Genomic DNA, 18490 nt, shown 5'->3' with positions numbered 1-18490 from the left:
TGATCAACTCCGGGTTGACGCCCGTGTGTTCTCCGGGATACTCCATGGCTTATATCAGGCATGCGATGGTGTCGGCGCTAGCAGGCTTGCGAGTACCGGGGCCCAGTAGCAGGTACACAGAATTGAGCGTTCTGAAATGAAATCCCTCGCTGAACTGATGCAGTAGCGAAGTTCTCACGAAGTCGCCGACATCCCATCGTCGCTCGCTGTCGAAGACAACCTGGTGCGCATAGATCAAAGCCGGCTGGCGTTGTGTCTTCTCCAGGGCATGCCGTTGAGCGTCCGTGGTCTCTATATCGAGCCACAGCCAGTCACGCACCAGGCAAAAATTTCCATAGGGGAAGTTCTTTCGGGCATAGCTGAGTGCCTCTTCGTCGGACATGGAACTGCCGGGCATGGACACCCCTACAGCGTTCAGTTGCTCTGTGATTTCTTTTAGTGAATTCATGGTTGATGTGATCCACATCCCCTGAGGATGGCTTGTGACATTCCGGGCAATAGCTGAGGTAGCTAGCTGCCCACTACCGCCATAGCGTCTGCTGTATGTTGCAGGCCTGACGTGCTAGGAAAGTGCTTGCAGGCGCAGCTGAGAGCCTTTTTATCCGGCATCGAGCTGCCGGAAATAGGCCGGCTGATACCCGGAAAAGCTCAGCCAATGGACTGAGGTCGGTCATATCATTTAGCCCAACCGGGGTACGTGTAAGGGAAGTTGGGATCCAGTCGCGCGAGTTGTAGTGCGCTCGTCAGGGCTTCTGCATCGGCGAAGCCTGCGCGCCCCGAACCTTTTCCGATTGTCGTGACCAGGTGCTCCATGATCAGCTCCAGTCTCTCGGTGGCAGTCCTGAAACTAAACCGCTCCAGGTTGGCAATGACGTTGCACAGTAGATCAATTGCCTGCGGCAATTGATTAACCGAGACGGTGCCGAAGCTGCCCCCAAAAGCTGTCGTGAATTCCCGTTCCATCCTTGCGACCCGCGTAATTTGCCCGTTTGGGGCCCCGTGCATGCTCTGCCAGAGGGTTATTGCGTTCAGGATTTCTTGGGGCGTGGGAGTTAAAAACTCTTTTGGACGTTTGGTGGTCATGATCGCAGCCCTGATTTAGAGGGCCGGTTGGCGGTTTTTTTGAAGCGAGGAGAGCATCCTCTTCAGGGTGTAGGCCATCTGATCTTGTCTCTTGAGCAGCTGTAGTGATCTTCGTAGATCAGAATTTTTCTCCAGCATCTGTTCGGTGTCTTGATCTGCCCTACTCCATGCAGCGCGATACTTGTTCAAGCACTCAATGGCTGCGGGCCTGCTATCCGGACAGAGTTGATCAAGGATGTGATCAATAAAATCTGGAGCTAGACGGAGCGGCAAGTAGTAGAGCGAGCTCCCAGCTTCCGGTGTCTCTTCAATAAGGAGTTCGCCTCCAAATTCTGTGATGGCAAGCTCTGCCAGAGATGGCTGTGCGCCGAACGACTGAAGCAGTGATTTCAGTTCCACACGGAGTTGCAGCGATTCCATGTTCATTTTGAGCTGAAGCTTGCCGCCTGCAGATGTGGTTTGTGTTGTGGTGATCATGGGCGTCTCCGATAATTTAAATCTGAATATCCATAAATCAGATATATGAAGATTAGATATACCTTTGTACGCTGTCAAGTCGGGAGGAGAGTGGCTTTTGGAAAAGTCAGTATACCGAGACGAAAATTTGGTTTTGCTCAGGCTGCTGAAGCAATGTCGCGTGGATGCTGGGATGACTCAGGCGCGCTTCGCCGAAGCGCTTGGCAGGCCCCAGTCTTTCACAAGTGATATCGAGCGTGGTTTGCGCCGGCTCGACCTTGTTCAGTTGCGGGACATCTGTCACGTGCTGAGCCTTGATCTGCTTGAGTTCGTAAAGCGATTTGAGGATGAACTTTCGGTTTCAAAAGGGGCGGGTCAGTAACACCTGCCTCTTTTGAACATGGACGAGCGGTTTGCTCCGTGGCCGCTCCGAACATTACCCAGTTACTGGATGCCAGTGAGGGTTCGTCTTTGAGTAGGGCGGATACGCCCTTGTAAGTGGTCACCGTGCTTTAGGCGGTGCCTCGCGGCATGCTCTCCCATGCCGCTGAGTACAAACCTGCAGCATCGCTGCACAACAGTCGAATCGCTTGCATGCATCCACCTAGTGGCTCGTCTGAAAGCTCATTCAAAATGGATGTACCACTGAGCGCGCAGAGTAAGCCTAAAACAGCGTGCTGTCGTTTCCTGGCTTCGTCATAGAGTTCGGCAGCTTGGGCGTCGCTTCGATAGCCAAGCAGGCTGTCGTGCTCATTGGCATGGAGTGGGGTAAAGCCTGGGGATGAGTCGCTCGGGTGCATAGGGATACCTCTAGAGTTTTAGAGACCGCCAGCATCACTTCCACGTGATGGGTGGCGGCTGTATGCGGGTGTGGAAGACCGAGACTCTAGGAACTCGGTGCGCCGAAGCGCCCCGCATACAGCCACCATAACGAATTGCTCATGGTGATCCTGGAGTCAGGTCTGTTGACCCGTCCATTCACACTATTCAGCTCTCAGGGGCTGTGCAAGACCCTACTTTACGGCATCCGGACGAAAAAGGCCTTCACCATGAATGGCCTTCAAGATGGCTAAAAAGTCATTTTGCGATGTTGTCGTATAAAGAAAATGCACCGCAGGATGGGCTTGGGCGTGAGATTTTCCCGACAAGCGGTTCTTTGGTTGGCGCGGACTTTTTCTAACCAGCAGGACATGGGGTGTCAAATCCCTACCCCAATCCTACCCCGGGCCGAATTTCAGGCACAAAAAAGGGCTACGTTTTCACGTAACCCTTTGATTTGTATGGTGCCGGCACCAGGAATCGAACCCGGGACCTACTGATTACAAGTCAGTTGCTCTACCAGCTGAGCTATACCGGCATTTGTGGGGCGCATTATATCGATTCATTTGCGCGTGTAAAGCGGCCCGAGCAGGGTTTTATGCGGGGGCAGTTATCAGCAGCGAAATGCTTATGCACATGTGAGGTGTTTTCAGCACGTTCGTACGCAGTCTTTGTGAGCTACCTCTCGGTATTTGATAAGTACATGTTTTTACGAGAAATATTTACAGGTTAAAAAAATGTACAGTTCGGTGCTAGCGGTCCGTGGTGGGCGTTTGCGTGGTTTGCTCAGAATCTGTCAACAGAGTTATCCACAGATGTTGTGGGCAACTTGGGCTGGCGTTCTGCGAGCAGTAGCAGGTTGCGCGGGCTCTGTTGGGGGGCGCAGAAGGTGCCAAGGCGCACGCTGTAACCCTGCTCTTGCAGGAACAGGGCGCGGTCGAGTAGCAGCCAGACTTCCAGTGGGCGGCGGAAAAGGCCGCGCAGCAGCTCCAGGTTGCGCACTTCTGCCAGACGTTGCCAGCCCCTTTGCTCCAGTTGTTGCCAATCCTCTGTGGTTGTTGCGGGCAGTTGCTTGAGTGCGGCAAGGTCTTGGCAGTAATCGGCAAAGGGCTTGTCCAGCCAGGCGGGTGGCAGGGACGGGATCGGTAGGTAAGCGTCAATGCCGCGTAACTGGCGCTGCAGCAGGTCGAAGGCCAGGCGCCTGGCCATGGATTGATCGCGCTGGCGGCGTACCCGTGCGCTGGCGGTTACGGTTTCGCTGAGCGGCAGACCTAGATCGTCGATGGACAGTTGCAGTGCTGAGGCTTGGGCGCTTGTCGACAGTGGTTGATAGAGCGCCGTGCGGATGCGGTTGTAGCAGCACGGCGCCACGGCTAGTTGCTGGCAGCCGACTTGGCTGGCGAGTTGCAGCAGGCGCGTGTGCAGGTCGCCACAGGCATGCAGTGCCACGGGGGTGTGGTGAGCGCGTAGCTGCGCTGCCGCAGTATCAGCCAGCACATCTTGCTGAATATGCGCGGCGTCGATACCGAGTTTTTTGCTGAGTTGTTGCCCGCTCTTGATCAGTTCTGGGTTGTATTCCAGGCAGGTCAGCACTGCGCCGTTATGCGCCAGTCGCCGGCCGAGGTGGCCCTTGCCAGCGCACCAGTCCAGCCAGTGCAGTGGCTTATCGGTGAAGTTCAGGCGGTGGGCGAAGGCGTCGATTTGCTGCCACTTCCGGCCGGGTACGTCCGCGCTGAAGCGTGCGGGCAAAGCGGGTGTTGGTAGCGGCGCCAATTCGCCCACTTGGCCCAGTTGGTGAGCCTGTGCCGCTAGTTGTGCAAAGGGTGCGGGCGCTTGTAGCAGGTGTGGCTGGTTGTGCGCCGCTTCTGCGTGCTCGAGGCTCTGTGCTTTTAGCCAGGCTGCCAGCTGCGGGTGCTCGGCTTCCCAAGGGATCGCCGGATAGTGCACAAAGGGCCGTGGTCGCCACAGTGCTTGATGTTCACTGAGGAAACGATCGAGTGCGTTAAACCGCTGCAGGAGGTCAGCGTTTTCGAGTGGCAGGGCGGGCGTGGTCGTTGGCATATGACGTGGCGTGTTGCCTGAGGGCGCTGGCCCTCAGGCAATCAGCGGCCCTGGCAGGCATCGACGCGCAGCCAGCGCTCCAGCAGCTTAAAGCCCCGGACCAGGATGAAGGCGATCAATAGGTAGAACATCCCGGCGGCGAAGAAGATCTCCACTGGCAGGTAGGTGCGGGCGATGATGGTGCGCGCCATGCCAGTCAGTTCCAACAGGGTCACGGTGCTGGCCAGGGCGCTGGCCTTGAGCATCAGGATCACTTCGTTGCTGTAAGCCGGCAGACCGATACGCGCCGCCCGTGGCAGGACGATATAGAACATGGTCTTGGCGCGCGACATGCCCAAAGCGCGGGCGGCTTCGATCTCGCCCGGCGGCACGGCTTGAATTGCACCGCGCAGAATCTCGGCGATATAGGCCGCAGTGTGCATGGTCATGGTCAGTACAGCGCACCAGTATGGGGAGCGCAGGTAGGGCCAGAGCGGACCTTCGCGCACCGCATCGAACTGTGCCAGGCCGTAATACACCAGAAACAGCTGCACCAGCAGTGGCGTGCCACGGAAGAAGAAGATGTAGCCGTAGGGCAGGGCGCGCACATACCAGTGCCGCGAGGCGCGAGCGATGCCCATTGGCAGTGCCAGGATCAGCCCGGCGAGAACCGCAATGGCCACCAGCTCCAGGGTCAGCAGGGCGCCTTCAGAGAGGCGCGGCAGCCATTTGATGATCACGTCCCAGTTAAGGGCGGTTAGGCCGCCCCAGAGTGCGTAGGCAATCAGCGCTACGGCAATCGACCAGGCGGCTATTTCAGAGGTCTTTTTCATGACGCGCTCCTGACAAAGCCACGGCTGGAGCGTTTTTCCAGGAAGTGCATGCCAATCATCGCCAGCACGGTCAGGCCCAGGTAGATAAAGGCCGCCACCATATAAAAGGTGAAAGGTTCCTTGCTGGCGGTCACGGCGATTTGCGAGCGGCGCATGATTTCTTCCAAGCCGATCACTGACACCAGCGCGGTGTCCTTCATCAAAATCATAAACAGGTTGCCGAGACCGGGTAGGGCGATGCGCCACATCTGCGGCAGGATCAGCCGCCAGAAAATCCGCGGCTTGGACATGCCCAGCGCTTGGCCGGCTTCGCGGTGACCTTTGGGGATGGCCAGGATTGCGCCGCGAAACACCTCGGTGGCGTACGCGCCGAAGCAGATGCCGAGGGCGATGGTGCCGGCGGCGAAGGCGTTCAGCTCAAGGCTTTCGATGCCGAGCAGGTCTGCCAGGTTGCGCATCAGTTGCACGGTGCCGAAATAGATCAGCAATACCCAGAGCAGCTCGGGAATGCCGCGCACGATGGTCGAATACGTACCGCCAAGCCATTGCAGCGGCTTGTACGGGGAAGTCTTGGCCAGGGCGCCGAGCAAACCGAGCACTAGACCCAGGCACAGCGCGCTGAGCGCCAGCTTGATAGTCATCAGGGTGCCGGCAGCCAGGGCTGGACCGAATCCGTAAAGATCGAAATTCATAGGAGGCTCAGAAGCCTGCGCCGCCCGGGCGGGCGACGCAGTGCCGGCAGCTTAGTAGATGCTGAACGGGAAGTACTTGTCGTTGATTTTCTTGTAGGTGCCGTCAGCCACGATTTCGGCAAGGGCGGCGTTCAGCTTCTCGCGCAGAGCATCGCCCTTGCGCACGGCGATGCCGATCTTGTCGTTGTCGAATACCGGCTCGCCCTTGAACTCGAAGTTTTTACCGGCATCGCTCTTCAGCCATTCCCAGTTGACGAAGGTGTCAGCCAGGACGCCGTCGAGACGGCCCGAAGACAGGTCGAGGTAGGCGTTTTCCTGGGTGTCGTACAGCTTGATATCGACCACGCCATCGAGGTTGTCTTCCAGCCAGGTGCCGGCGATGGTGGCGCGCTGTGCGCCGATCACTTTGTTTTTCAGGCTGGCTTTGTCGGTTTTGAAGTCGCCGCCTTTAGGGGCGATGAACTGCAGCTTGTTGGTGTAGTACGGGTCGGTGAAGTCAACGGCTACTTTGCGCTCGTCAGTGATCGACATGGAGGCGATCAGGAAGTCGAACTTCTTCGCGTTCAGGGCTGGAATGATGCCGTCCCAGTCGGAGGTGACCACTTCGCACTCAGTCTTCATCTTGGCGCACAGGGCCTGGCCGATTTCTACGTCAAAGCCGCCGACCTGGCCGCTGGCGTCAATCAGGTTGAACGGTGGGTAGGCGCCTTCGGTGCCAAGTTTCAGTTTGTCAGCAGCGACGGCGCTGGTGCCGAAAGCCAGGGTGGCGGCAGCGGCCAGCAGGATTTTCTTGTAGTTCTGCATGCGTAGTTGCTCCGTGTGTTTAGTGATTGCTGGACATGAATTGTTTGCAGCGCGCCGAGTTCGGGTTGTCGAACACCTGCTCCGGGGAGCCCTGTTCTTCGACCAGGCCTTGATGCAGGAACACCACTTCGCTGGATACTTGGCGGGCAAAGCCCATCTCGTGAGTCACCAGCAGCATGGTGCGGCCTTCCTCGGCGAGTGCGCGGATCACATTAAGCACTTCTTGTACCATTTCCGGGTCAAGAGCCGAAGTGGGCTCATCGAACAGGATGACTTTCGGCTGCATGGCCAGGGTGCGGGCAATCGCCGCCCGCTGTTGCTGGCCGCCAGACAGTTGATTCGGGTAAATGTGGCGCTTGTCGGCAATCCCGACCTTGGCCAGCAGCGCTTCGGCCACTTCAATGGCCTCAGCTTTGCTCTGCCCCAATACGCGGCGCGGTGCCTCGATGATGTTATCGAGCACGCTCATGTGCGGCCACAAATTGAAATTCTGGAAGACAAAGCCAATTTCGCTGCGCAGGCGATTGATCTGCTTGTTGTCGGAGGCAATAAGGTCGCCGTTCTTCGCCGCTTTAAGCTTGAGCTCTTCGCCGGCAAGAATGATCTGCCCCTTGTGCGGGTTTTCCAGCAGGTTGATGCAGCGCAGAAAGGTCGACTTACCGGAGCCTGAGGAGCCGAGGATGGAAATCACATCGCCGTCGCGGGCAGTGAGAGAAATGCCCTTGAGCACCTCAAGGTCGCCGTAGCGTTTATGCAGATCGCGAATTTCCAGCGCAGGCGTGGCCTCGGCCATGGGGTGTCCTCTTGTTATTCGGGGCGCTCAGGCCTTTCGTAGCGTTCCTGGCGAGGCGCCAAGCTAGCATAGCGTTTCGCTGACCGCCAAGCCGTTTACCTGACGTGGGGCGCTTAGCTGGTCAGCCTGTCGCCTTGCTGCAGTTGGCTGTCGCTCGCACACAATTGTGGCGCTGAGTGGGGCGCAAAAAATCGTAGGCAATAAAAAACCCCAAGGAATTTAACTTCGCTTGGGGTTTCTCGGTATTTTGGTGCCCGGGGACGGAATCGAACCGCCGACACGGGGATTTTCAATCCCCTGCTCTACCGACTGAGCTACCCGGGCAACGGGGCGTATTAGACGGATTTGAAGGGTGTGTGTCAAGCGTGAGTTTAAAAAATATTTAATTAATACGGGCGGTTAGGTTCGGATGGTGGGAAATGGTGGGTGACGCGGGGTGGTTTGGATGCTGTCCGGGAGGATGTTTGTAGGCGGTGATATGCGGTTTGCTGGGAGGGTGAAGCGGCATCGGCCCTGCGGTTGCAGGGTGTGGGTCGTGGGCGGGGCTTTTAGTTAGTCGCGCGTATTGCGGATGAGGTCGCACGCTAACATGCCGCCCACGGTATACCGGGTTATGCGCTCGGCGGCACGTAGCCTTCGGCCTGGGCGTACTCCTCGCCGGAGAGGAATTTATCCATCTCGGTTTGGAGGAACTTGCGGTCTTCGGCGTTCATCATGTTCAGGCGACGCTCGTTGATCAGCAGGGTCTGGTGTTTTTGCCACTCTTCCCAGGCTTGCTTGGAGACGTTGTTGAAGATGTCTTCACCTTTGGCGCCGGGGTATGGTGGGCGCTCCAGGCCGGGGAGTTCTTGCTTGTGTTTGCGGCACTGTACGGTGCGGGTCATGGCGTTTCTCCAGTATTGGCTGCGAGTGCATCGGCCGCGCGTTTCAGCAGTTTCTTTACTGGGGCGGCAAGGCCCAGGCGCGGCGGGGTGGCGAGGTTATACCAGAGCCAATCGGCCTCGGCCACGGCGGTCGGCGCGGCGTCGACTTGGATCAGCCAGGGTTCGATAGCCAGCTGGAAGTGGCTGAAGGTGTGGGTCAGTTCGGCTTGCATCTGGCGCGTGCCCAGCTGCAAGCCGTGACGGCTGGCCAGGTCGTCCAGGCTTTGCAGGTTGTCGAGCTCGGGCAAGCTCCATAGGCCGCCCCAAAGGCCGCTGGAAGGGCGGCGGTAGAGCAAGACCTCGCCTTGGTGGTTGGCGAGGATCGGCATCAGCGTGCGCCTTTGCGGCAGCGTTTTGCGGGGCTTGGGGATGGGGTAACGAATCTCTAGGCCGAGTAGGTGCGCCTGGCAGCCGCTTTTTAACGGGCAGAGTAGGCAGCTGGGTTTGCTGCGCGTGCAGAGGGTGGCGCCCAGATCCATCATTGCCTGGGTGTAGTGGTTCACCCGCGCCTGCGGGGTGAAACGCTCGGCCACATCCCACAGCTGCTTGGCTACTTTCGGTTCGCCCGGATAGCCTTCCTGAGCTACGTAGCGCGCCAGTACGCGCTTGACGTTGCCGTCGAGGATCGGTGCGCGCAGGCCCATGCTGAGGCTGGCAATGGCGCCGGCGGTGGAGCGGCCGATACCAGGAAGCTCGGTGAGCTGGTCGACATCGCGGGGGAACTCACCGGCATGCTCGCGCATTACGATCTGTGCGGTCTTTTGCAGGTTGCGTGCGCGGGTGTAGTAACCGAGGCCGGTCCACAGGTGCAGCACTTCGTCTTCCGGCGCGGCGGCCAGGTCGCTCACCGTCGGTAATGCGGCCATAAAGCGGTCGAAGTAGCCGAGTACGGTGCTGACCTGGGTCTGCTGCAGCATGATCTCCGAGACCCACACGCGATAAGGGGTGATGCCCTGTTGCCAGGGCAGGTCCTTGCGTCCGTGGCTGTCATACCAGTCGAGTACAGCGGTAGAAAACTGTACAGGGCTCATCGGTTGAACAGGCCCTTGAGTGCGTCTTTCAGCTCGGGGCTGACCTTGTCACCGAGTTTTTCTTCGATCTTCTCGTTGAGCTTGTTGCCGGCCAGTTTGGCGGCGACTTTACCCAGGCCGTCCTGATCCAGGCGGCAGGCCTTGCCGCCCATTTCCAGCGGACCGCGACAGCGCACGGGCCATTCGATACCGACATAGCGTTCGTTGACCTGGCAGGCCGGATCGGGCATCTCGCGCTGATCACCGGTAATGGTGATGCCAACGCGGTAATCGAGGCCGAGGATGCGCAGGTCCACATCACCATTACCGCTGACCGCCAAGCCTGGAATGCGCGCCTTGAGGTCTGGGTTGTGGGCCACGCCGTTACGCACGGTCAGGCTGCCCTGCAGGGTTTCGAAGGGCGTGTCTTTGCCGCGCGGGTCGCTGCTCAGGGCCTTACGGTTGAGGGTGGCGATGCCGCGGCACAGCTGCTGTTCCAGGTTGGCGTCGACCAGCACGCCGTCATTGAGCAGGAAGCTGGCGTCGCCGTTGAGTCCGTCCACCCAGGCGCGCTGGCTGTTACCGCTGGTGCTGAGGGTGGCGTTGAGGTCGAGCAGGCCTTTGACCGGGGAAGGCTGGTCGGGCTTTTTCAGGAAGGGTTCGATCTGAATGCCGCGCAGGTTCTTTTGCACACTGAGCAGTGGCGTGGCAGGTCTTGCGTCGATGCTGGCTTTGGCGTCGAAGCTACCGTTACCAATGCTGCCGCGGGCGTTTTCAAGGGTCAGCAAGCCCGCTTTGGCCTGTGCTTTGGCGCTGAAGTTGCTGATGGCTTGTTGCTGTACGGTGAACTGGTCTAGGTCGAGATCGAGCTGTGCATCGAGTTTGCGCAAGGTGGCGATCGGCAGGATTTCGCTGCTGCTCCAGGCATGCTGCGTCGGCGCGTCGGGCAGTGGTGTGCTGCCGCTTTCGCCGGCACTGGCGACACTGGCTTTAACTTCGGCCTGGCGCGCCGCGCCGGCGTCTTTGGCGTCTTTGGCCGGGGCTGGCAGGTAGCGGTCGAGGTTCAGTTGGTCGCCTTTGAGTTGCATGCGCAGGGCTTGCTTGGCGAAGTCGGCAATCGCCAGCTGGCCGCTGAAATGGCTGTCGTCGAGGGTTAGCTTGAGGTCTTCGAGGGTCAGGCTGTTGGCGGTGCCGCTGAGGCGGGTGACCAGTTCGAATTGGCTGAGGGTTTTCTCATCATTCATCGGCGGCAGTTTCTGGCCGATAGTGGTGAGGAACTCGCGCAGGTTGAGCGGGGCGATGGACAGCCCGCCGCTGAGTTTTGGCTGGGTGTCGAGGTCGCGCACTTTCAGCTCGCCGAGGGCGCGCAGCTGATTGGCGGACAGTTTCAGGCCATTCCATTCGGCGACCTGGGCGGCCAGGTCAACCAGCAGTTGGCCTTGGGCGGAGTAGGTCAGCGTTTGACCGTCAAAGGGTTCGCCGGAGACTTCGCCGGAGAACTTGGCATCTTCCAGCTGGTAGCGCTTGAGCGCCCGGTCGAAACGTAGTTCGCCCTGCAGTTCACTGCGGGCGCGCAATACCGGCTTGTTGAGGCCAAAGAAGGCGCTGAGTTTGACGGGTATGCCGGCGCCCTCACGGATGGCCCCGGTGGTCAGCTGGATGCTTTCGGCGCTGAATTGTTGGCCCTTCTGTGCGTCGAGGTAGTCGATGCGGGCGCTGTTGACGATCAGGCTGTCGATATCCAGTTTTAGTGGCTGGCTGTTGTTCTCTGGCTCAGGTGTTGCTCTTGCAGTTTGTGCGCTGTCGCCCGTCACGGCGTCAGGTGTGGTCTCGGCGGTTTTCGGTTTGCCGACATCTTCCCAGTTGCTGTGGCCTTTTTCGTCGCGCTGTAGATTGAGGTTGAGGCCGTCGATGCGGATATCGCTCATCTGCACTTCTTTGCGCAGCAGCGGCAGCACGCGCACCGATAGGCCAAGCAGGCGCAGGTCGGCAAAAGGTTGCTCTGGGGTGCTGAGGCTGGCGAGGCTGGCGTCGGTCAGCTCCAGGCCGAGCCAGGGGAACAGGCTCCAGCCGATATCGCCCTTGAGGGTCAGCTCTAGATTGGCCTTGTCGCGGGCCAGTTGGCGGATTTCGTCTTTGTAATCGTTGGGATCGAACAGGTGGGTGAGGGCAAAGCCCAGCGCCACGATGATCAGCAAGAGCCCTAGAAAAAACAGGCCGATAATTTTGCCGAGCGCTTTCATGTGCGAATCCTTGTTTCGAAGCTGAAGAGTAAAGAGCAGCAATTTAAGCCGGTCAGTATAGCGGCAGTGTTTTTGTCCGGGCCGCCGACACTTGCGTTTGCCTGGCGTTTTTTGCAAGCGGCTTTTACCGCTGCGCCAAGGCGTTGAGCGTGAGCAAGCAGGCTGTGGTGCATTGCTGGGCGTTCTGCTGTGGCACTTGGATAGGCAGGTTGACGGCCGGTTCCCTGCGGTGTGCGTACTGTTAGCGGGTCGCCGTTGCCTGGTGGTTGCTATACGACTAATGAATAATGCGCCATGTGTCCGAGGCGTATCGCTGCAATGCTAGTCTCGCCGCTGCGCGAGCTATTCTGCCCGCGTTAAAGCCCAGTGCCTTGCCTGCACACTATAAGAAGAGAGCATTGCTATGACTGACGCTCTCGTCCTAGACGGCGCTTCGGCGGCGCCTGCCTTTCTGTCTAAGGAACGCATCATCGCGACGCCTGGTTTCAACCGCTGGCTGGTGCCGCCAGCCGCATTGGCCATCCATTTGTGTATTGGTATGGCTTATGGTTTTTCGGTCTTCTGGTTGCCGCTGTCAAAGGCTGTCGGTATCGATGCGCCGCTGGCTTGTGCGGCGGATATTGGCTTCTTTGAGCGGATTTTTGCCAGCAACTGCGATTGGCAGATTTCCATGCTGGGCTGGATCTACACGCTGTTCTTCGTTTTTCTCGGCTGTTCTGCGGCCGTTTGGGGTGGTTGGTTGGAGCATGCCGGCCCGCGTAAGGCTGGTTTGGTATCGGCTATGTGCTGGTGCGGTGGCTTGCTGATTTCCGCGCTGGGTATCTACCATCACCAAATCTGGTTGCTGTGGTTGGGGTCTGGGGTGATCGGTGGTATTGGCCTGGGTCTGGGCTATATCTCGCCGGTGTCGACGCTGATTAAGTGGTTCCCGGACAAGCGCGGCATGGCCACCGGTATGGCGATCATGGGCTTCGGTGGCGGGGCAATGGTGGGTGCACCGTTGGCGGCTGAGCTGATGAGTCACTTCGCCAGCGACACGGGCGTTGGTGTATGGCAGAGCTTCGTGGTCATGGCGATCATCTACTTCGTCTTTATGGTTGGCGGCGCGCTGGCCTACCGTGTGCCGCCTACTGGTTGGAAACCGGCCGGCTGGACGGCGCCTGCGGCTAAGGCGGGTAACAGCATGATCACCAATCGCCACGTGCACGTCAGCGTTGCCTGGAAAACCCCGCAGTTCCGTCTGGTCTGGGCGGTGCTGTGCCTTAACGTATCGGCGGGTATCGGCATTATCGGCATGGCGTCACCGCTGTTACAGGAAGTGTTTGCCGGGCAGTTGCTGGGTAATGAGCTGTCGTTTAACGAGTTGAGCGCCGTGCAGTTGGGGCAGATTGCGGCCATTGCAGCCGGTTTCACTGGCCTGCTCAGCCTGTTCAATATCGGTGGTCGCTTCTTCTGGGCCTCTTGCTCGGACTTTATCGGCCGTAAAGCCACCTACTTCGTGTTCTTCGGCCTGGGCTTTGCGCTCTATGCCGCCGTGCCGCTGTTGGGGCAGTTGGGCAGCCTGGCGCTGTTCGTATTGGCGTTTGGCATCATCCTGTCGATGTATGGCGGTGGCTTTGCCACGGTGCCGGCCTATCTCGCCGACTTGTTCGGCACGCAGATGGTCGGTGCTATTCACGGTCGTTTGCTCACCGCGTGGGCGGCAGCTGGGGTGCTGGGACCGGTGCTGGTCAACTACCTGCGTGAGTATCAGTTGAGCATTGGCGTCGAGCGCGCTGCTGCCTATGACATCACCCTGTACATCCTTGCCGGCCTGCTGGTGCTGGGCTTTATTTGCAACCTGTTGGTGCGCCCGGTAGCGGACAAGTACTTCATGAGCGAAGCCGAACTGGCTGCCGAGCGTGCGCTGAGCCATGACGCCAAACGCGGTGAAGTGGCTGTGCTGGAATGGTCGGCCGATCCGGCGTCCAAGCCGCTGGCCATTGCCGCCTGGCTGGTTGTCGGGCTGCCGCTGGCATGGGGCATCTGGATCACCCTGCAAAAGACCGCGACGCTGTTCCAGTAAGTCGCGCGTAGCACCGCAAAATCCCGCTGGCGGCTGTGTTCGTCAGCGGGATTTTTGCTATCTGCGGGCCTTGCTTCAAGGTTGTGTGCTTATCGGCCTATAATGGCCGCCCTTTGGCACAACGACTTTGTGGAGCTGGTGATGATCGAGCGTACGGCATCTGTCGAGCGCAATACCCTGGAGACCCAAATCAAGGTCTCGATCAACCTGGATGGTACGGGCAAAGCCAAGTTTGATATTGGCGTGCCGTTCCTTGAACACATGCTTGATCAGATTGCCCGGCATGGCCTGATCGACCTGGATATCCAGTGCAAGGGCGACCTGCATATCGACGACCACCACACCGTGGAAGACGTGGGTATCACCCTCGGCCAGGCGTTCACCAAGGCCATCGGCGACAAAAAAGGCATGACCCGCTACGGCCATTCCTACGTGCCGCTGGATGAAGCGCTGTCACGCGTGGTGATCGACTTCTCCGGCCGTCCGGGCCTGCAGATGCACGTACCGTTCACCCGTGCAGTGGTGGGCGGCTTCGATGTCGACTTGTTCCAGGAATTCTTCCAGGGTTTCGTTAACCACGCGCTGGTCAGCGTGCACATCGATAACCTGCGTGGCACCAACACCCACCACCAGATCGAGACGGTGTTCAAAGCCTTCGGTCGCGCGCTGCGCATGGCGGTTGAGCTGGACCCGCGCATGGCCGGGCAAATGCCGTCGACCAAGGGCGTGCTCTGATGCAAACGGTTGCCGTCATCGACTACGGCATGGGCAACTTGCACTCGGTGGCCAAGGCACTTGAGCACGTCGGGGCCGGCAAGGTGCTGGTCACCAGCGATGCCGCAGTGATTCGTGAGGCGGATCGCGTGGTGTTCCCCGGCGTGGGCGCGATCCGCGACTGCATGGCCGAGATCAAGCGCCTGGGCTTCGACAGCCTGGTGCGTGAAGTCAGCGCGGATCGGCCGTTTCTCGGCATTTGCGTAGGCATGCAAGCCTTGCTGGAGCACAGCGAGGAGAACGCCGGCGTTGATTGCATCGGCCTGTTTCCCGGCAAGGTGCGCTTCTTCGGCAAGGATATGGTTGAGGATGGCGAGCCGCTGAAGGTCCCGCACATGGGCTGGAATGAAGTGGCGCAGGCGGTGAAACACCCGCTGTGGCACAACATCCCGGACCTGGCGCGCTTCTACTTCGTGCACAGTTACTACATCGAAGCCGGCAACCCCAAGCAGGTGGTCGGGCGCGGGCATTACGGCAAGGATTTCGCCGCGGCGCTGGCCGACGGCTCGCGTTTTGCCGTGCAGTTTCACCCGGAAAAGAGCCACACCCATGGCCTGCAGTTGCTGCAGAACTTCGCCGCCTGGGATGGTCGCTGGTAAATGGCCAGGGCCAAGCTTAAGCCGCCAATCATGACCTTGAGCACCGAGCAGGAGCGTGACGCCTGCCAGGTACTCAAGCGCTTTATGGCTGAGCGTTTTGAGCTGGAGCTGGGCAGTTTCGAGGTGGCTGAAATACTCGAACTGTTTAGCCGAGAAATTGCGCCGCATTATTACAATCGGGCGATTTTCGATGTGCAGACTCACCTGAAAGAACGGTTCGAGAGCATCGAAAGCGACCTCTGGGCACTCGAAAAGAGCTGACCCACCGAATTCACACGACTTGAGCAGGTTCAACCGATGCTGATTATCCCCGCGATCGATTTGAAGGACGGCGCCTGCGTGCGCTTGCGCCAGGGCCGCATGGAAGACTCCACGGTGTTTTCCGATGACCCGGTGAGCATGGCCGCCAAGTGGGTGGAGGGCGGTTGCCGTCGTCTGCACCTGGTCGACCTCAACGGTGCCTTTGAAGGTCAGCCGGTTAATGGTGAGGTGGTGACGGCCATCGCCAAGCGTTACCCGCACCTGCCGATCCAGATTGGCGGTGGCATCCGCACACTGGAAACCATCGAGCACTACGTGCGTGCGGGGGTCAGCTACGTGATCATCGGCACCAAGGCGGTGAAAGATCCACAGTTCGTCACCGATGCCTGCAAAGCCTTCCCGGGCAAGGTGATTGTCGGTCTCGACGCCAAAGACGGCTTCGTCGCCACCGACGGCTGGGCCGAAGTGTCCACCGTGCAGGCCACTGATTTGGCTAAGCGGTTTGAGGCCGACGGTGTGAGCGCCATCGTTTATACCGACATCGCCAAAGACGGCATGATGCAGGGCTGTAACGTCGAGGCCACTGCGGCCCTGGCGGCGGCGAGCCGCATTCCGGTGATCGCCTCGGGCGGCATCCACAACCTGAGTGATATCGAGAAGCTGCTGCTGGCGCGCTCGCCTGGCATTATCGGTGCGATCACCGGCCGCGCTATCTATGAAGGCACCCTGGATGTGGCTGAAGCTCAAGCCTTCTGCGATTCCTTCAAGGGCTAAGCCGTAGGATGGGTTAGCCGCGCAGCGGCGTAACCCATCGCCAACCACTTTATCGATGGGTATCGCTGCGCTCAGCGGAACGCCGCCCGCCCCATCCAACGAGAGCATCGTTATGGCACTGGCAAAACGCATTATTCCCTGTCTCGACGTCGACAACGGTCGCGTGGTCAAGGGCGTGCAGTTCGAGAACATCCGCGATGCTGGCGACCCGGTGGAAATCGCCCGGCGCTATGACGAGCAAGGTGCCGACGAGATTACCTTCCTCGACATCACCGCCAGCGTCGACGGCCGCGACACCACCCTGCACACCGTCGAGCGCATGGCCAGCCAGGTGTTTATCCCGCTGACCGTCGGTGGCGGCGTGCGCACCGTAATGGACATTCGTAACCTGCTGAATGCCGGTGCCGATAAAGTCTCGATCAACACGGCAGCGGTGTTCACCCCGGAGTTTGTTGGCGAAGCCGCTTCGCGCTTCGGCTCGCAGTGCATCGTCGTGGCGATTGATGCCAAGCGCGTTTCTAAGCCGGGTGAAACCCCGCGCTGGGAGATCTTCACCCACGGCGGGCGCAAGCCGACCGGTTTGGATGCGGTGCTCTGGGCGAAGAAAATGGAAGACCTCGGCGCCGGCGAGATCCTGCTGACCAGCATGGATCAGGACGGCGTAAAGAGCGGCTACGACCTGGGTGTGACCCGCGCCATTAGCGAGATGGTTGGCATCCCGGTAATTGCCTCCGGCGGCGTCGGCAACCTGCAGCACCTGGCCGACGGCATTATCGAAGGTAAGGCGGCTGCGGTACTGGCCGCGAGCATTTTCCATTTTGGCGAATACACCGTGCCGGAAGCCAAGGCCTATATGGCTAGCCGCGGCATCGTCGTACGTTAAGCCGCCGCTGGCAGGGCAGTAGCGCTGCTACCTTGTGCGCAGGGTGCAGCGCTTCATACTTTCAGCCGTGCGCATATGACGATTGTTGTAGTTGCCCTGAATCAGAGCTGGATTAGACATGCAAGTTGATGCCGTTATCACGTGGGTTGATGGAGGTGACGCTAATTGGCGGGCCAAACGCGAATATCACTCGGGTGAACCACAGCGCGACCTGCTGCCCTTTGCCAACGGCGAGGGACGCTATCGAGATAACGACGATTTATTGTTTTTGCTTCGCTCGATGGAACAGTTCTGGGGCATAGACGGCAACATCTTTATTGTCACCGATCAGCAAGTGCCAAGCTTCATCGCGGAGCACCCTCGGCTGCACATCGTTGATCATTCGCAGATTCTGGATGCGCGCTACCTGCCGACATTCTCATCCCGGGCGATCGAGTCGGCGCTGCATCATATTCCCGACTTGGCTGAGCATTTCGTTTCATTCAACGACGATCAAATGCTGACCCGGCCTGTTAAGCCCGCAGACTTTTTCAGCGCGGTTGGCGCGATGGTGTTTTTAACCCGAGAGCCCATCCCAACCGGTGATGCCGATCTACAGCTGTCGGGCCATAACGATGCCAGTAACGCGCGGCATTGGATGCAAACAACCTATGGCGCATCGAGCATCGCATTTATCCCTGAGCACGCGCCCAAAGGCATTCGTAAGAGCTGGATGATGGAGCTTGAAGCGGCGCACCCCGAAATCTTCGATGAGGTTCGTCAGGAGAAATTCAGGCGCCGTACTGGCCAGAGCATTCTGGCTAACCTGTACCTCGACTGGTGTGCAACCCATGGCAGAGCTGACATTGGCTGGGAGCAGTGCCGCTACCTGTTCACCGATGATGTTGAGCATGACCGGGTCGCGTCGCTGCTGGACTCGCTCGGGCGTCACCTGTGTATCTGCATCAACGACACAACGGACGACCGCTCAGACGTCGCAACAATGCGCGACAAGCTAGACCGGATCCGCTCAGAGCTTTTCCCTCGGCCCAGTGACTTTGAGTCTGCAGGTGGCCTCGCCTCGGTGCATGCCTAAGCCGCTAACCGCTTGCTGCGTTCGGCCCTAGACCGGTATGGCGGCCGGCAGTTGTCGTCTGCTCCAGTGCATTAAGCCGCGTGGTTGGCAGACCTGCTGACCACTGCTGCGGGGTAGTCGACAGCTAAATGTCGACTGTCTCGCTAAAATCGGCCTGTTTGCGTGCGGTTCGCTGTAGTTATTTGCCCTGGCCACCGGCCTCTGGCGATGTGCAGCAGCAGTGCTCAAAATGAGCACTTAACGCGAGCGAGGCGCCATCCACGCAAAGCGAATATGTACCCGTGCCTGGGTTTACTGCAGGCGGGGTTAAGCCAACTTGGCCGAGTACGTTTGCAGCTCCGGCCTACTAACGAAGTGAGACGT

Annotated in this window: 19 protein-coding genes and 2 tRNA genes; 8 read left to right on the top strand and 13 right to left on the bottom strand. The window is 59.1% G+C overall.

What is annotated here, in order from left to right; genetic code table 11:
* Positions 1-49 precede the first annotated feature (49 nt).
* The 3 genes from N1078_RS07885 to N1078_RS07875 form a co-directional block, all read right to left on the bottom strand.
* Entirely contained in the window at positions 50-448 is a 399-nt protein-coding gene (locus tag N1078_RS07885) for a DUF6957 family protein (protein ID WP_260678994.1), read from the bottom strand.
* A 227-nt stretch (positions 449-675) separates the two neighbouring features.
* Entirely contained in the window at positions 676-1083 is a 408-nt protein-coding gene (locus N1078_RS07880; protein WP_143508062.1) for a hypothetical protein, read from the bottom strand.
* Between the two features lie 15 nt (positions 1084-1098).
* Positions 1099-1560 (bottom strand): hypothetical protein, encoded by a 462-nt coding sequence (locus tag N1078_RS07875; protein WP_143508063.1) that lies wholly within the window; start codon positions 1558-1560, stop codon positions 1099-1101.
* Between the two features lie 97 nt (positions 1561-1657).
* Between N1078_RS07875 and N1078_RS07870 the strand changes: the two genes are divergently transcribed.
* The gene (locus N1078_RS07870) at positions 1658-1921 is read left to right on the top strand and encodes a helix-turn-helix domain-containing protein (protein ID WP_143508064.1); all 264 of its coding nucleotides are present in this window, start codon (positions 1658-1660) and stop codon (positions 1919-1921) included.
* 899 nt (positions 1922-2820) lie between these two features.
* On the opposite strand, the gene N1078_RS07865 is transcribed toward N1078_RS07870, so the two are convergent.
* The 10 genes from N1078_RS07865 to N1078_RS07820 all read right to left on the bottom strand — a co-directional run bounded on the left by N1078_RS07865 (position 2821) and on the right by N1078_RS07820 (position 11696).
* Positions 2821-2896, bottom strand: a tRNA-Thr gene (locus tag N1078_RS07865).
* Between the two features lie 248 nt (positions 2897-3144).
* Positions 3145-4419, bottom strand: a complete 1275-nt coding sequence (locus tag N1078_RS07860) for a methyltransferase (protein ID WP_274087651.1) — start codon at positions 4417-4419, stop codon at positions 3145-3147.
* Positions 4420-4460: 41 nt separating this feature from the next.
* Positions 4461-5231, bottom strand: coding sequence for an ABC transporter permease (locus N1078_RS07855; protein ID WP_274087650.1), 771 nt, complete (start codon positions 5229-5231; stop codon positions 4461-4463).
* Positions 5228-5923 carry an ABC transporter permease gene (locus tag N1078_RS07850; RefSeq protein WP_090254729.1) on the bottom strand — a complete coding sequence of 232 codons (696 nt, stop codon included), beginning with the start codon at positions 5921-5923 and terminating at the stop codon, positions 5228-5230. The genes N1078_RS07855 and N1078_RS07850 overlap by 4 nt, the downstream gene beginning before the upstream one ends.
* Before the next feature lie 51 nt (positions 5924-5974).
* Positions 5975-6727, bottom strand: coding sequence for an ABC transporter substrate-binding protein (locus N1078_RS07845; RefSeq protein WP_274087649.1), 753 nt, complete (start codon positions 6725-6727; stop codon positions 5975-5977).
* 19 nt (positions 6728-6746) lie between these two features.
* Positions 6747-7520 carry an ABC transporter ATP-binding protein gene (locus tag N1078_RS07840; protein WP_274087648.1) on the bottom strand — a complete coding sequence of 258 codons (774 nt, stop codon included), beginning with the start codon at positions 7518-7520 and terminating at the stop codon, positions 6747-6749.
* A 248-nt stretch (positions 7521-7768) separates the two neighbouring features.
* Positions 7769-7844: transfer RNA gene (locus tag N1078_RS07835), tRNA-Phe, on the bottom strand.
* A gap of 287 nt (positions 7845-8131) precedes the next feature.
* Complete coding sequence (locus N1078_RS07830; protein ID WP_274087647.1) at positions 8132-8404, bottom strand: oxidative damage protection protein; 273 nt, start codon at positions 8402-8404, stop codon at positions 8132-8134.
* On the bottom strand, positions 8401-9474 hold the full coding sequence (gene mutY, locus N1078_RS07825) for an A/G-specific adenine glycosylase (RefSeq protein WP_274087646.1): 1074 nt from the start codon (positions 9472-9474) through the stop codon (positions 8401-8403). The genes N1078_RS07830 and mutY overlap by 4 nt, the downstream gene beginning before the upstream one ends.
* Positions 9471-11696, bottom strand: coding sequence for an AsmA family protein (locus N1078_RS07820; RefSeq protein ID WP_274087645.1), 2226 nt, complete (start codon positions 11694-11696; stop codon positions 9471-9473). The genes mutY and N1078_RS07820 overlap by 4 nt, the downstream gene beginning before the upstream one ends.
* Positions 11697-12099: 403 nt before the next feature.
* Here N1078_RS07820 and N1078_RS07815 point away from each other — a divergent pair, with 403 nt between their 5' ends.
* From N1078_RS07815 to N1078_RS07785, 7 genes are all read left to right on the top strand, one after another.
* Positions 12100-13761, top strand: coding sequence for an OFA family MFS transporter (locus N1078_RS07815; protein ID WP_274087644.1), 1662 nt, complete (start codon positions 12100-12102; stop codon positions 13759-13761).
* 141 nt (positions 13762-13902) lie between these two features.
* On the top strand, positions 13903-14496 hold the full coding sequence (hisB, locus tag N1078_RS07810) for an imidazoleglycerol-phosphate dehydratase HisB (protein ID WP_274087643.1): 594 nt from the start codon (positions 13903-13905) through the stop codon (positions 14494-14496).
* Positions 14496-15134 (top strand): imidazole glycerol phosphate synthase subunit HisH, encoded by a 639-nt coding sequence (gene hisH / locus N1078_RS07805; RefSeq protein ID WP_274087642.1) that lies wholly within the window; start codon positions 14496-14498, stop codon positions 15132-15134. Before hisB ends, hisH begins: the two co-directional genes overlap by 1 nt.
* Positions 15135-15395, top strand: a complete 261-nt coding sequence (locus N1078_RS07800; protein ID WP_274087641.1) for a DUF2164 domain-containing protein — start codon at positions 15135-15137, stop codon at positions 15393-15395. It abuts the gene before it with no gap.
* A 36-nt stretch (positions 15396-15431) separates the two neighbouring features.
* A complete protein-coding gene (gene hisA / locus N1078_RS07795) occupies positions 15432-16169 on the top strand; it encodes a 1-(5-phosphoribosyl)-5-[(5-phosphoribosylamino)methylideneamino]imidazole-4-carboxamide isomerase (protein ID WP_274087640.1) in 738 nt (245 codons plus the stop codon).
* A gap of 112 nt (positions 16170-16281) precedes the next feature.
* A complete protein-coding gene (gene hisF, locus N1078_RS07790; RefSeq protein ID WP_274087639.1) occupies positions 16282-17052 on the top strand; it encodes an imidazole glycerol phosphate synthase subunit HisF in 771 nt (256 codons plus the stop codon).
* A gap of 118 nt (positions 17053-17170) precedes the next feature.
* Positions 17171-18127: a stealth family protein gene (locus tag N1078_RS07785; RefSeq protein WP_274087638.1), complete on the top strand. Its 957-nt coding sequence runs from the start codon at positions 17171-17173 to the stop codon at positions 18125-18127.
* Positions 18128-18490 lie beyond the last annotated feature (363 nt).

Origin of the sequence: Pseudomonas sp. MIL19, from assembly GCF_028680365.1 — a bacterium.
GTDB lineage: Bacteria > Pseudomonadota > Gammaproteobacteria > Pseudomonadales > Pseudomonadaceae > Aquipseudomonas > Aquipseudomonas spirodelae.
Note: the sequence above shows the minus strand (reverse complement) of the source record. Positions and strands in the feature narration are given on the sequence as shown.